This is a genomic window from Clostridium sp. BSD9I1 (assembly GCF_900185645.1).
In the GTDB taxonomy this organism is placed as follows: Bacteria; Bacillota; Clostridia; order Clostridiales; family Clostridiaceae; genus Clostridium_AK.
Map to the genome: position 1 here is coordinate 31,503 of NZ_FYAM01000004.1, position 12,848 is coordinate 44,350.

At 30.2% G+C, this 12,848-nt stretch carries 15 protein-coding genes and 1 riboswitch; of the genes, 11 read left to right on the forward strand and 4 right to left on the reverse strand.

Translation table 11 applies throughout. The features are described from left to right. The first annotated feature begins 38 nt into the window (after positions 1-38). The 5 genes from BSD9I1_RS00675 (at position 39) to BSD9I1_RS00695 (ending at position 3,560) form a co-directional block, all read left to right on the forward strand. The gene (locus tag BSD9I1_RS00675) at positions 39-623 is read left to right on the forward strand and encodes a hypothetical protein (RefSeq protein WP_186428696.1); all 585 of its coding nucleotides are present in this window, start codon (positions 39-41) and stop codon (positions 621-623) included. 84 nt (positions 624-707) lie between these two features. Further along, complete coding sequence (locus BSD9I1_RS00680) at positions 708-1,469, forward strand: prolipoprotein diacylglyceryl transferase (RefSeq protein WP_186428697.1); 762 nt, start codon at positions 708-710, stop codon at positions 1,467-1,469. A 53-nt stretch (positions 1,470-1,522) separates the two neighbouring features. Further along, positions 1,523-2,329 carry a hypothetical protein gene (locus BSD9I1_RS00685; RefSeq protein ID WP_186428941.1) on the forward strand — a complete coding sequence of 269 codons (807 nt, stop codon included), beginning with the start codon at positions 1,523-1,525 and terminating at the stop codon, positions 2,327-2,329. 91 nt (positions 2,330-2,420) lie between these two features. Then, the gene (locus tag BSD9I1_RS00690; RefSeq protein ID WP_186428698.1) at positions 2,421-3,266 is read left to right on the forward strand and encodes an Mrp/NBP35 family ATP-binding protein; all 846 of its coding nucleotides are present in this window, start codon (positions 2,421-2,423) and stop codon (positions 3,264-3,266) included. 102 nt (positions 3,267-3,368) lie between these two features. Further along, the gene (locus BSD9I1_RS00695; RefSeq protein ID WP_186428699.1) at positions 3,369-3,560 is read left to right on the forward strand and encodes a ferredoxin; all 192 of its coding nucleotides are present in this window, start codon (positions 3,369-3,371) and stop codon (positions 3,558-3,560) included. A 47-nt stretch (positions 3,561-3,607) separates the two neighbouring features. Here the strand turns inward: BSD9I1_RS00695 and thiT are convergent, their stop codons facing one another. From thiT to BSD9I1_RS00710, 3 genes are all read right to left on the reverse strand, one after another. Then, on the reverse strand, positions 3,608-4,246 hold the full coding sequence (thiT, locus tag BSD9I1_RS00700) for an energy-coupled thiamine transporter ThiT (protein ID WP_186428700.1): 639 nt from the start codon (positions 4,244-4,246) through the stop codon (positions 3,608-3,610). 65 nt (positions 4,247-4,311) lie between these two features. After that, positions 4,312-4,415: riboswitch (TPP riboswitch) on the reverse strand. 61 nt (positions 4,416-4,476) lie between these two features. After that, positions 4,477-4,653: a hypothetical protein gene (locus tag BSD9I1_RS00705; RefSeq protein ID WP_186428701.1), complete on the reverse strand. Its 177-nt coding sequence runs from the start codon at positions 4,651-4,653 to the stop codon at positions 4,477-4,479. A 45-nt stretch (positions 4,654-4,698) separates the two neighbouring features. Continuing rightward, a complete protein-coding gene (locus BSD9I1_RS00710) occupies positions 4,699-5,697 on the reverse strand; it encodes a DUF3048 domain-containing protein (RefSeq protein ID WP_186428702.1) in 999 nt (332 codons plus the stop codon). A 314-nt stretch (positions 5,698-6,011) separates the two neighbouring features. Here BSD9I1_RS00710 and BSD9I1_RS00715 point away from each other — a divergent pair, with 314 nt between their 5' ends. The 3 genes from BSD9I1_RS00715 to BSD9I1_RS00725 are packed head-to-tail and all read left to right on the forward strand — an operon-like array spanning position 6,012 to position 9,067. Then, the gene (locus tag BSD9I1_RS00715) at positions 6,012-8,132 is read left to right on the forward strand and encodes an anaerobic ribonucleoside triphosphate reductase (protein WP_186428703.1); all 2,121 of its coding nucleotides are present in this window, start codon (positions 6,012-6,014) and stop codon (positions 8,130-8,132) included. Continuing rightward, a complete protein-coding gene (gene nrdG / locus BSD9I1_RS00720) occupies positions 8,132-8,641 on the forward strand; it encodes an anaerobic ribonucleoside-triphosphate reductase activating protein (protein ID WP_186428704.1) in 510 nt (169 codons plus the stop codon). The genes BSD9I1_RS00715 and nrdG overlap by 1 nt, the downstream gene beginning before the upstream one ends. A gap of 60 nt (positions 8,642-8,701) precedes the next feature. Beyond that, a complete protein-coding gene (locus BSD9I1_RS00725; RefSeq protein WP_035304634.1) occupies positions 8,702-9,067 on the forward strand; it encodes a metalloregulator ArsR/SmtB family transcription factor in 366 nt (121 codons plus the stop codon). Between the two features lie 106 nt (positions 9,068-9,173). On the opposite strand, the gene BSD9I1_RS00730 is transcribed toward BSD9I1_RS00725, so the two are convergent. Next, positions 9,174-9,815, reverse strand: coding sequence for an MBL fold metallo-hydrolase (locus BSD9I1_RS00730; protein ID WP_186428705.1), 642 nt, complete (start codon positions 9,813-9,815; stop codon positions 9,174-9,176). A 309-nt stretch (positions 9,816-10,124) separates the two neighbouring features. On the opposite strand from BSD9I1_RS00730, the gene murI reads away from it, so the two are divergent. The 3 genes from murI to BSD9I1_RS00745 all read left to right on the forward strand — a co-directional run bounded on the left by murI (position 10,125) and on the right by BSD9I1_RS00745 (position 12,770). Continuing rightward, entirely contained in the window at positions 10,125-10,928 is an 804-nt protein-coding gene (murI, locus tag BSD9I1_RS00735) for a glutamate racemase (protein WP_186428706.1), read from the forward strand. 136 nt (positions 10,929-11,064) lie between these two features. Beyond that, complete coding sequence (locus BSD9I1_RS00740) at positions 11,065-11,397, forward strand: DUF3870 domain-containing protein (protein WP_035304641.1); 333 nt, start codon at positions 11,065-11,067, stop codon at positions 11,395-11,397. Positions 11,398-11,429: 32 nt separating this feature from the next. After that, entirely contained in the window at positions 11,430-12,770 is a 1,341-nt protein-coding gene (locus BSD9I1_RS00745) for a Na+/H+ antiporter NhaC family protein (RefSeq protein WP_186428707.1), read from the forward strand. Positions 12,771-12,848 lie beyond the last annotated feature (78 nt).

A 12,848-nucleotide genomic window follows, 5' to 3' on the forward strand; every position in this document is an offset into this window, starting at 1 on the left:
ATGTGGAGGTGAGCGATAACCTTTTAAGGTTTGAAGGTATGAGACTTATAATTGTAAATAAAAAGAGACTAGGTGTCACCATAATTATAGTAGGGCTTATGATAACTATGTTTGGTATTCAAAGTATATTTAAAGATAGTATAAAACTAACCTCCCTTATGCAAAGTAATATACATTCTTTAAAGGAATACTCTGCTTTAAATGGCAAGGTAACCTATAAACTTCCTTATGATTGGATTTCAGAAAAAAGAGATTTTGGTGGAGAAGAAATAATATACCATAACGATTTTCAAGCTAAGGATTTTAAGGTATATGGTTTTGTAGAAGTGTGGAACTTAAATCAAGACTTAAAAACTTTTATAGAAAGAAGTAAAGATATATCATTTAAACAAAATATTATAGAAGGATATAAGTTATCTAATGTAAAGATTAATGATAAGGATGCCTATTATATTGAGTATTCTTTAATAAATTCACAAAATATAAAGTATAAGGCATTTGAATATTTTATACCAGATAGTAACAAGTTTATAAGATTTTCTTTTTTCACAAGGGAAGATAATTTCAAGGAAAATATGCCCACTATATTCAAAGCTATAGTGGAAACATTAAAAATAAGTTAAAGCTGGTCTATTATTTTATAGACCAGCTTATTTTTTATAAATATATTTATATGCTATAATAATGGATAATGGAGGTGATAGGAAGTGAGGCCAGTATTGTTTATGTTATTTGGAAGGCCAATTTATGGATATGGCACAATGATAGCAATAGGCATATTAGCTGCATTGGCACTTTTAAATTCAAGAGTAAAAAGGAATAGTAATTATAAGGAAGATTATATTTATAATATGTCTTTAATAGCTATACTTTCGGGGATATTTGGAGGCAAGTTTTTATACATAATAACTGAGATAAGAAATGTAATAGAAAACCCTTTTATATTAAGGAATATTGGAAGCGGATTTGTCATATATGGGTCTATAATTGGGGGAGCTATATCAATATTTTTTTATTGCAGAAGAAAGAAGTGGGATGTGTTAGATACTTTTGATTTAATAATACCTTCAATACCTTTAGCACAAGGTTTTGGAAGAATAGGATGCTTGCTTGCAGGGTGTTGTTATGGAAAACCTACAAAGCTTCCTATAGGGATTGTATTTAACAATTCACCCTTTGCACCTTCAGCAGTACATCTTCACCCTACACAAATTTATTCATCTATATTTGATTTTTTATTAGCGATATTTTTAGTTTTGTATGATAAAAGAAATAATAAAAAGGGAAGTACGTTTGCATTATATATAATAATTTATAGTATAGGAAGAATAATAGTAGAAGTATTTAGAGGAGATTCAAGAGGTGAAATTTCAATATTATCTACATCTCAATTTATAAGTGTCTTTACACTAATCATTGGTGTGTTTATATTTAATGTAAGAAAGTCTAAAGCAAATTTTAATAATTAACCTAGGAGGTTAAGAAATTGATAAAGTTAAAAAAGTTTTTCAGGTTTAAATCTATGATTATTACACTTGTCTTAGTAAGTACTCTTTTTTCAGGATGTAATACATTAGAAAATATGAAGGTAAAATTAGGATTAAAAAATACAAATTTTGAATATATAAAGCAAAATAAGGTGCAAAAGATTGTAATACAAAATACCAGAGATCAAGGATATAGATTTATAGTAACAGATAAGAATGTAATAAAAGAATTATATGATATGCTATCTTCTGCAAAGGAAGTTGATGAAAAATCTACCCTTCAGCCAGATTACATATTTGAAATGCATGAGGCGCATGATAAAGTACATAAGTTTAATTATGTTGCAGGGTTAGATAAAAAAAGTGGCGGTAATCTTTATAGTGAAGATAAGACTTATATTGTATCAAAGAGAATAGATAATGATATTATAAAAAGTTTTTGGAACATAAGGATTCCCAAAGACTTTACAGATATATATTACGGTTCACTTATAGAAACTCTAAATAGCTATATAAAGGATACAAAAACAACAAAAAAAGTAGGAGTGAACTTAGATGAGGATAGAGAAATTGCAAAATTTATTTTATCTACAGATTTAGAAGACTTTAAAAATAAGTTAAATGATAAAAATATAAATGGAGAACTAGTAAAAGCTAATCCTACAGAATATGATGTGCTAATGACAGTTAAAACCCAGGGATATAATAGGTTAATGTATAAGAGTATAATTACATTTTATAATAGGCAAGAAAAAAATACAGAACAGTATTATGTAGTTGCAAACTATGAAAATAGAAGTTGGCATTTGAATGCAACTAAAGACAAACCTAGTAACTTTTAGATATTAATATAATTTTTATAAGGGTTTTTATAACATTTTTTTAGTGCTATAATAAATAAAGTTTTACAATACATATTAAGGAGGAATAGAAATGAGTGATTGCAATAGTTGTCCTAGCAAAGGAAGCTGTAATAGTAATTCATCTACATGTTCTAAGGATGTGCCAAAGCACGGAAATATAAAACATATTATAGGAGTAATAAGTGGAAAAGGTGGAGTTGGGAAATCAACTGTAACTGGTATTTTAGCAGTACAACTGCAGAAGGCTGGATTTAAAGTTGGGGTACTTGATGGAGATATAACAGGGCCTTCTATGCCAAGATTTTTTGGGATAAACGAAGAACGAGCAGAAATACATCAAGTAGAAAATAGTGAAGAAGTAAAGTTTATACCTGTTCAAACATCTTTGGGTATAAAGGTAATATCCTTAAATCTTTTAACAGAGGAAGAAGAGCAGCCGGTTATATGGAGAGGACCTGTAATAACTGGTGTATTGAAGCAAATGTATTCAGACACAGTTTGGGGAGACTTAGATTATCTTTTAATTGATATGCCTCCAGGAACAGGAGATATAGCATTAACTATAATGCAAAGCATGCCTGTAGAAGGAATGGTAGTTGTATCCACACCTCAAGATATGGTATCAATGATAGTTAAAAAGGTTGTAATAATGGCAGAAAAAATGGATGTAAAGGTATTTGGTGTAGTAGAAAATATGTCTTATGTACAATGTAATAAGTGTAGTGAAAAGATTAGAGTATTTAGCAAAAAATCTGCTGAAGAGCAAGCTAAATACTTAGGAGTGCCTTTAATGGCAGAGATGCCTATAAATTTAGACTTAGCTGAAAGCTTAGAGAGCGGTCAAGCGGAAAGATTTGTGTTATTAAATGGGGATTATGATAAATTATTAGATAATTTTATAAAGCTAAGCAAGTAACTAAATACTAAAATTTAAATTTTAAAATTTAATAAAATAGTAATAAAGAATGACGAGTGGGGTAAAATATATATAGTTCAAAGTAAAAGGAGGAATTGTATTATGCAAGCATATGTTGATAAGGATCTTTGTATATCATGTGGACTATGTCCAGCAATAGCCGGAGATGTATTTCAAATGGATGACAGTACTGGAAAAGCAACAGTTGTAGTAGATGAAGTTCCATCAGGATCAGAAGATGCTGCAAAAGAAGCAGAAGGAAGTTGTCCAACTAATGCCATAAAAGTAGAATAATAAAAATAATAAAAGCATGTAATGATTTTTCATTACATGCTTTTGATTTAATGACTATGAATTGAATTTTTATTTAAAATAGAATATATTTGATTAACAGGAATTAGTGTAAGTATTACAATACAAATTAAGCCATCTATTCCTAAATAGGAAGCATTGTATATAAGGGAGTATAAATAAGGTGACATTCCCTCTGGAGCATTACTTCCCCAAAATACTACACCTGAAATAAAGTGGAATGTAAATCTTCCTAATACAGCTATAACTGTAGCAATTAACTTTTTGTCTTTAAAAAAGCCTGCAAGGCCTAGTGCCATAAATGGTAAAGGATAATCAAATAATACCTGTACAGGATGGAGTATATAAGGTCCTAAAATTAAGCTTAATATACCATACATGAAACCAGTAAGAAATCCTATTTCAGGTCCATAAAATAATGAAAGAAGAATAATAGGTACCATTCCACCTAATGTAATAGCTCCTCCGCTAGGTAATTCTGCGATCTTAAATAAATTAAGGATTACAGATAATGCAAGACCAATACTTAATTGAGAAATTATTCTTACGGTTAAGGTAATCTTCTTAAGTCTTATAAATACCAGTATTATTAAAATTACTCCTGCAAGGGTTAATAAGGTTAGAGGATACTTAGATAATTCTAAGATTCCACTTTGTAAAGTTTTCATAATAGCCTCCTTTGTGCTAAAGGATATAAAAAATAAAAGTATTCCAGCACTGGAATACCTTATAAAGCGAGTCGAGACTGCTTCCCTACGCTGGTATTATCCAGATCAGGTGATAAGAGTTAATGACTAAATCATTTCTCAGCCGAGTTCGGCACCTCTAGCACGGTTTATTAATTTTATATAACTTATTATATAGTATTATATATGTATTTTCAAGAACGTTGTACTTATTAAAAGAAGTCTACAAGTTTATCATTTCCAGGATGAAGGGGACTAGGATCTACATTTACCATATCTCCGAGCTTTATATGCTCAGATAACGTAAGTCTGTTAATTTCCATAGTAGTACCATCTTCTAAAGCAACTAGGGCATCTGAGCCTATTAAATCTATTATCCTACCTTTCATGGGCAATACCTCCTTTTTAATTAGTATTGCCTATAATTAAGTAAATTATTTTATTTCAATGTTTACTTTTTTATCTAGTATGTGCCACCAAGTGTTTCCTATATTTAAAGGAATAGGATTTCCGAGATTATCTACAAGCTCTGTACTAGAATCTAAGTTAGATTGTTTCCACTTTCCATTAACTACTTTACCATTGCTTATAACTACGCAATCCCCTTCGCCAATTAGTCGTATATCAACATGTAAATTATCACTTTGAAGTGTTATGTCTGTAAGTTGAATAACAATATTCTTTGCTTGTATAGGAATATTATTATCTCTATTTACAGAAGGGGAACCATCCATATATTTAATATATAAGCTATCTTTAAGTGTATAAGAAGTATTGTAATATTTATTTACCTTTATAGTAACTGAATTAGAGCTATGAAGATTTGAATTTTCCCAATAGGATTTATCAAAATTATAAGTTGATGTAGGCTTAGCTATAAGATTTTTTTCTGAAATTAAATTTCTCATATTTTCTGCGGATGTATATAAGCTATGTTCATACTTTCTATACTTATCTCGCCAATAATACTTTTCGTATATAAATTCATTTAAGCTTGGCAAATTTTCAGTATCAATTTGAGTTTTAGCTTCTTCGCTATATCCACAATGTCCAAAAGGTAATTTATGAAGTTTAGATAAATCTAAAAAGTAAGGTCGGGCACTTCGAACTGGACCAATTTTTTCAGGACTATTTTTGTGAAATAAGGCAATGAATCTTGGAATTCCTCCTTCGGCCATGGTTTCGTATACTATATCAGCATCTACAAGGCCAGATTGTGGGCGAGCATCCTTAGAATTTTCTACAATAACCATAAAGGGGATATTATTTAAGGTATCTTTAGAGACTTGTTCTCCAGTATAAGGCGATATATATTTTTCTGCCTTTTCAACCATGTTATCTTTTGGTTTATCTTCGATATTTTTAGTGCTTTGAGTACAACTTGATAATAAAAGTACAAGAATTATTGAAATAAAAGATATAAGCTTTTTCATAATACCGCCCCCATCATAAAATAAATTCATTTTAGAATAATTTTACATTTTATGGATTTTATAATCAAACTTATAAACCTTATATTTAGGCGTATTTAATGTTAATTATTCACTTTTAAGTGATTTTACTGCAAATAACTCTCTTTTAAAAAATAATAAACTTATTATTAGAATAACAGTAAAAAATATAAGGAGAAGGGGTTAAACATGGAGATAGCTTTTTATAAACTGGTTTTATAAGCTGGTATAAAAACATTTTGCATAGTATAATGGGTTAGTGTTTACGCAATATATAGTAGGGGAGGATTATGTGTATGCTACATGTTGTAAAAAGGGACGGAAGAAAGGTCTCTTTTAATTCTATGAAAATTACAAGTGCCATAAAGAGAGCGGCAGAGGAAACTGGATATAAAATAAGAGAAAGTGAGTTTATAGATTTAACTCAAAAGATAATTTCTAGTTTGGAGCAAAGAGAAGTTCAAGAAGTTACTGTAGAAGAAATACAAAATATAGTAGAAAAAGTTTTAGTTGGAAGTGAATATAAAGAAATAGGTTTTGTATATTCAAATTATAGAAGAGAAAGAACAAATATACGTGAAATAAAGTCAGATTTAATGAAGGCCATAGAAAAAATTGGAGTGGAAACCGATAGAGATAATGCCAATGTAGGAAATAACTTCTCATCTAAGCTTTTAAGAATAGCTAGTGAGTCAAATAAGTGGCATAATCTTGCAAGTATGCCTAAGCATTTAGCTAAAGCACATGAGAATGGAGATGTATATTATCATGATCTTGATAGTTACAATTTGACAACAAATTGTTTACATATACCTACTAGAGAAGTTTTAGAGAGAGGGTTTAATACAGGATATGGAACTATAAGACCTCCTAGAAGAATAGAGTCAGCAGCAGAGCTTTCATGTATATTATTACAATCCACACAAAATGATATGTTCGGTGGGCAATCCCATCCTAATTTTGACAATGATATGGGAGTATTTGTAGATTATACTAGACAGGAGATCACCAGAGAATTAAGGGAATATGGTATAGATGAAGATAAGATTGATTCTATAGTACATAAGAAGCTTAGAAAAACCATAGAGCAGGCTATGCAGGGTATAGTGTACAACCTAAACACTATGCATTCTCGTGCGGGATCCCAGGTTCCATTTAGTTCAATTAATATAGGAATACCAGAAAATGATGATGCAGCATTAGTATGCGAAATATTCCTTTTGGAGTATGAAAAGGGATTAGGTAATGGAGAACAACCAGTATTTCCAAATATAATATTTAGGGTAAAGGATGGAGTAAATAAAAAGAAGGAAGATCCATACTATTATCTATTTAAACTTGCATGTAAAGTAGCAAGTAAAAGAATGAATCCAACTTTTATGAATATAGATGCAGACTTTAATCTTGAATACTATAATCAAGGATATATTCCAGCAACTATGGGATGTAGAACTCGAGTTCAATCAAATATAAATGGAGAAGCAGAGGTAAAGGGAAGAGGGAACATTGCACCCACAACTATAAATTTACCTAGGGTAGGGATACTTGCAAAAGGTGATTTAGATAAGTTCTTTGAACTTTTACAAGGTAGATTAGAATTAGCTAAAGAATCATTAATCCATAGATATGAGATACTTAAGAGATTAAAGGTCAAGGATCTTCCATTTGTAGCAGGGCAGGGACTTATGAAGGGCTCAGAAGGATTGCTTCCTGATGATTCTATAGAACCAATATTAAAGCAAGGTACTTGGGGAATAGGGTTTATAGGACTTGCAGAAACATTAATTGCCTTAACTTCACATCATCATGGTGAAAGTGAGCATGCAAGGGAGCTAGGAATAAAGATAATATCATATATAAGAAACTTCACAGACAAAGCTACAGAAGAGACAAAATTGAATTGGAGTGCTTATGCAACTCCAGCAGAGGGTTTAAGTGGCAAATTTATATTACAGGATAAAAAGATATTTGGAGAAATAAAGGGAGTTACAGATAAAAAGTACTATACAAACAGTTATCATATACCAGTTGGATTTCCAATATCTATAAAGGATAAAATAGATATAGAAGCGCCTTATCATGCAATATGCAATGGTGGGCATATAACATATATAGAGTTAGATGATTATCCAACAGAAGATGTAATAATGGATATTTTAAGCTATGCTTATAGTTATACTAATATAAATTATTTAGGGATAAACTTTCATATTAAATATTGTAAGGAATGCGGAACTTATTTAAATAATGAAGAAGATAATTGCCCTAAATGTGGTAGTGAAAATATTCAAGGGATTTCTAGAGTTACAGGATATTTAAGTCTAGATGAAAGATTTGGAGCAGGAAAAGTAGCTGAAAGAAATGACAGGTTATCTCATACTAATCATATTTCATTTTACAATAAGGGTAATTTATAATGAACTATTTGCAAATAGCAGGTTTTTTAGATAATTCACTTACAAATGGAGAAGGGTTGAGGTCAGTGGTATATGTTTCAGGATGCAACCATAAATGCAAGGGTTGTCATAATGAAGCTATGCAGGATTATGACTATGGAGATAAAGTTTTAATAGAGGAAGTTCTTCAAAGAATTAAAGATAATATTCCAGTGGTTAAAGGAGTTACTTTTTCTGGCGGAGAACCCTTTGAGCAAGCACAGGTTTTATCAAGATTGGCTAGTGAAATAAGAAAACTTGACTTAAACATTTGGTGTTACACTGGATTTACCTTTGAAGAGATTACAAATGATACATCTAATAATAAACAGTGGATGGAATTGCTAAATCAAATAGATATATTGGTAGATGGAAGGTTTGAAGAAGGCAAGAAGGACAGAAAATTAAAGTATAAGGGATCTTCAAATCAGCGAATAATAGATGTTAAAAAATCACTTGAAAAAAGTGAAGTTATATTATTCATTCCTTGAAGTATTAATATAAAACATATATAATACATATTAACGAATTTCATTTGTAGGGGTGAAAAAATGAAAGACACAAGAGATATAGAAGTTTGTGGATGCTGTGAAATACATAGCGATTGTGTGCAATGTGTAAAAAAGGATATGCTTGATAATAATACATTTATGGGACTTGCGGAGTTATTCAAGGTTTTAGGGGATTATACTAGAATAAAAATCATATATGCTCTTTTAAAAAAGGAATTATGCGTTTGTGATATAGCAGAGCTCTTAGATATGAGTCAATCATCTATATCTCATCAACTTAGAACATTAAAGGCTGCAAGGCTTGTTAAGTTTAGAAAAGAAGGTAAGGTTGTTTATTATTCTCTTGATGATGAACATATAGAGCATATACTAAATGCTTCTTTAGAGCATGTAGAACATAATTAAAAAAGGGGGCTGTCGCACAAAGAATAAAAGCTACAATATATTGTATTAGATTTTTAGATTCTAAAACAATATATTGAGGTTTAATTTCTTAATGGGACAGCCCCTTTTATTTGTAATTTAATATGAAGACTTCATTGGTCATGTCAGAAATGTCTCCAGTTATATTTATAAAGTTGTCATTTGACTTTTTTACATTTTTCATAAATGTTAAAAAGTTCTCCACGCCATCTAGTGGGAAAGAAAGTGCAGGAGTTTTGTAATGCATGGGTATAATTATACGACTTTTTAAGGATTTTGTAAGTTCATAAGCTGTTTTAGCGTCAATGGTGTAATTTCCTCCTACAGGTATCAGCAGGATATCGACATTTCCCAGGGAAATAATTTCATCTTTACTTAGAGTGTGCCCTAAATCCCCCAAATGGCATATTTTATAACCATCTACAGTAATTACATATATAGTGTTTTCTCCGCGCTTAGTACCCTTTGTTTCATCGTGAAAAGATGGAAACCCTATAATGGGAATATCGCATAGGTTAAATGCTCCAACCTTGTCTAGTATATGAACTTTTGATGAGTCTAGGTTTTTCGTGAAATCATGATCAAAATGATGATGACTTATTGTTACAACATCTACATCTCCATTGAAAGTTTTATATCCTACACTTTCATCAAAGGGGTCGGTAAGAATCTTCCTGCCTTTAGAATCTTCAATTAAAAATGAAGAATGACCTAGCCAAGTAATTTTCATGTATAGCACCTCTTTTAAAATTATAGTAGTTATATTATAACTCTATTTATAGTTCTTTATTTTATATATTTAAGAAATTTTTAAAAACGTACATATGAGAGATATTTTTCTGAAAATAAAAAAATAAGCTTTTGGTTGACAAGCTGTTTTTCTATTGTTATAATATTCTCATAAAACGAATTAAATAATTACTGTTCATTATAGCGGTATGCAGACGAATATTAAAAAATTTGTATACATAAGTATGATGAAGCCGGTTTTCTTAAATATTAAGAGAACCGGCTTATATTTTTTGAGGAGGATGGTTATATGTTAACAAAAAATAACCCTATTGGAGTAATGGATTCAGGAGTAGGTGGACTTACTACAGTAAAGGAACTTCAAAAACTAATATCAACAGAAAACCTAATATACTTTGGAGATAATAAAAATGTACCTTATGGAAATAAAACAGAAGAAGAAATAATACACCTTACCAGAGGAGCTATAGAATTTTTAATTAGTGAAGGAGCTAAGGTGATAGCCGTAGCATGCAATACAATATCAACTATCATAGATAAAATAGCAGCAGATTATGATGTGAAAATAATAAAGGTTATAGATCCAGTGGTAGATTACATTAAAAATAGTTTAAGTGTAGATAAAGTGGGATTAATAGCTACCAATTTTACTGTAAAAAGTGGATATTATGATAGAATGCTAGGAGATATAAAGGTATATGGAAAAGGTTCACCAGAGCTTGCTGCTATGGTTGATAGTGGAAAGATAGATAGGGAAGAGGCTAAAAGAGCTATAAGAATTCATATGGAAGATGTGTTAAAGGTTGGTGGAGATATTAAACATGTAATACTTGGTTGTACTCATTATCCTATAATAAAGGATATATTTGAAGAATGCTATCCAGAAATAAATTTTATAAATCCTGCATATGAGCAAGCTGTAGCTGTTATAAATTACTTAAAGGAAAATTCTCTTTTAAAAGAAGAAGGGGATGGAAGCTTTAAAGTATATACTACAGGAGTATCAGAGCCATATAATGTAATAATGAATATGTTAAATATGAAAATGCCTGAAGAAATAATTAAATATGAAAAAGAGCTAGCTTTAGTTTAATTTTAAATTCAGACTGTTATTTTAAATAACAGTCTGAATTTTTGTGTAAAATATTTAATTTTTTAACAATTCCGTAATAAATTATTGTATAATTTTAATATAAGATTTTCCGTAATATCTAAGAGGAGGAAAGATGATGAAATATGAAAAGAACACAATATACATCACGGGAATTGCACATTCTAATAGCAGTGATCCAATCACAGTGCAGTATAACATTTTTTTCCTAGGAGTAATAATAAATAAGGACACATCACAGATAGTTGATATAGCATGTAATGCTATAAGTCCCATTACTGTAGAGTTTATAAAATCCATTATAATTGAACACAACATAGTAGATGACATTCAAAAAATTATTTGTGAAATACAAGAAAGATTTTTTGGAACTTCACAAAAGGCTCTTATTGTAGCCCTTAAGGATGTACATAACAAGTATTTGGTAGAACTAAAAAAACACAAAAAGTAACAATAAAATAAATATAAAAGGAGAAAAGATGGGTGGACATTATAGTAACCTTTATAATTTGTTTTGTGATTCTTATAGGTAGTGTACTTAAAGGGGTATATATAGGGTATCCTCTTATACTAAGTCTTATGTTATTTATATACACTGCAACAAGAAAAGGATTTCCTATAAAAGATGTATTAAAAATGGCGTATAAGGGTGGAAAAAAATCTCTCGTGGTAGTAAAGATATTTTTAATTATAGGTGGGATAACAGGAATTTGGATGGCCAGTGGTACTGTACCATCACTTGTTTTCTATGGCATGAAGTTTTTAAAGCCACAACTTTTCATATTATTTGCATTTTTAATAAGTTCATTTGTATCCTTTCTTATAGGTACATCTCTTGGAACTGTTAGCACTGCAGGTTTGGCTCTAATTGTAGTCGCAAGAGGAGGAGGAGTAAATGAAGTAATTACAGCAGGTGCAATTATTTCTGGAATATATTTTGGGGATAGATGTTCCCCTATGTCCTCTAGCGCTAGTTTAGTTGCTACTTTAACAGAAACAGAGCTTTATACAAATATAAAAAACATGTTTAAAACAGCCATAGTCCCATTTGCATTAGCCGTAATATTTTATACATTTTATTCCTACAAATATCCTCTAAATACAATTGGTTCCACTATAGCAGATGAAATTGTAAAGGTTTTTAATGTTGGAATTATAGTACTATTACCAGCATTTTTAATTTTACTACTCTCACTTTGTAGGGTTAATGTCAAGGCATCCATGCTTATAAGTATAATTGCGGCAATATTTATAAGTATGATAGTGCAGCATAACAGTTTTGTTAGTTCTCTTAAATATGTATTTTTAGGATACGTTATGGAAAATGATAGCCCTCTTAGAACTATAATGAAAGGTGGAGGGGTAATATCTATGTTAAAAGCATCTATAGCTGTATTCATATCCTCATCTTTTACCGGAATCTTTGAGGGAACTGAAATGTTAAAGTCTGTAGAGAATTTAATTAATAAGGCCCAAAATAGGCATCAGCTGTTTTTGGCAACTGTTGTTACAAGCACAATAACTGCAGCTTTTGGGTGTAGTCAGACCTTGTCGGTTATATTAACCCATATGTTAGTAAGGGATGCTTATGAGAAAAATTCCATAAGTAAGTATGATTTAGCTATAGATTTAGAAAACACAGCTATAGTTATTTCAGCCTTTATACCTTGGAATATAGCATTACTAGTTCCTCTTACTACTCTTAATGTAAGCGTGAGCTCAGAACTCTATGCAAGTTACTTGTATTTTATACCACTAGTAAGTTATGTTTTTTATAAAGTTGGTAGTTTAAAGTTAAATAAAGATATGAATATAACTACCTAATTATAAATTTAGATTAATTTTTAATATATTTTAAATTTTATGTGGAAAACTGAAGTAATCCTAATTATAATATAATTG

What these genes read in the sequence shown, in the direction of transcription:
- BSD9I1_RS00675 (WP_186428696.1), top strand. Translation starts at nt 39, where the DNA reads ATGAGACTTATAATTGTAAATAAAAAGAGACTAGGTGTCACCATAATT.
- BSD9I1_RS00685 (WP_186428941.1), top strand. Translation starts at nt 1,523, where the DNA reads ATGATTATTACACTTGTCTTAGTAAGTACTCTTTTTTCAGGATGTAAT.
- BSD9I1_RS00690 (WP_186428698.1), top strand. Translation starts at nt 2,421, where the DNA reads ATGAGTGATTGCAATAGTTGTCCTAGCAAAGGAAGCTGTAATAGTAAT.
- BSD9I1_RS00695 (WP_186428699.1), top strand. Translation starts at nt 3,369, where the DNA reads ATGCAAGCATATGTTGATAAGGATCTTTGTATATCATGTGGACTATGT.
- thiT (WP_186428700.1), bottom strand. Translation starts at nt 4,246, where the DNA reads ATGAAAACTTTACAAAGTGGAATCTTAGAATTATCTAAGTATCCTCTA.
- BSD9I1_RS00705 (WP_186428701.1), bottom strand. Translation starts at nt 4,653, where the DNA reads ATGAAAGGTAGGATAATAGATTTAATAGGCTCAGATGCCCTAGTTGCT.
- BSD9I1_RS00710 (WP_186428702.1), bottom strand. Translation starts at nt 5,697, where the DNA reads ATGAAAAAGCTTATATCTTTTATTTCAATAATTCTTGTACTTTTATTA.
- BSD9I1_RS00715 (WP_186428703.1), top strand. Translation starts at nt 6,012, where the DNA reads ATGCTACATGTTGTAAAAAGGGACGGAAGAAAGGTCTCTTTTAATTCT.
- nrdG (WP_186428704.1), top strand. Translation starts at nt 8,132, where the DNA reads ATGAACTATTTGCAAATAGCAGGTTTTTTAGATAATTCACTTACAAAT.
- BSD9I1_RS00725 (WP_035304634.1), top strand. Translation starts at nt 8,702, where the DNA reads ATGAAAGACACAAGAGATATAGAAGTTTGTGGATGCTGTGAAATACAT.
- BSD9I1_RS00730 (WP_186428705.1), bottom strand. Translation starts at nt 9,815, where the DNA reads ATGAAAATTACTTGGCTAGGTCATTCTTCATTTTTAATTGAAGATTCT.
- murI (WP_186428706.1), top strand. Translation starts at nt 10,125, where the DNA reads ATGTTAACAAAAAATAACCCTATTGGAGTAATGGATTCAGGAGTAGGT.
- BSD9I1_RS00740 (WP_035304641.1), top strand. Translation starts at nt 11,065, where the DNA reads ATGAAATATGAAAAGAACACAATATACATCACGGGAATTGCACATTCT.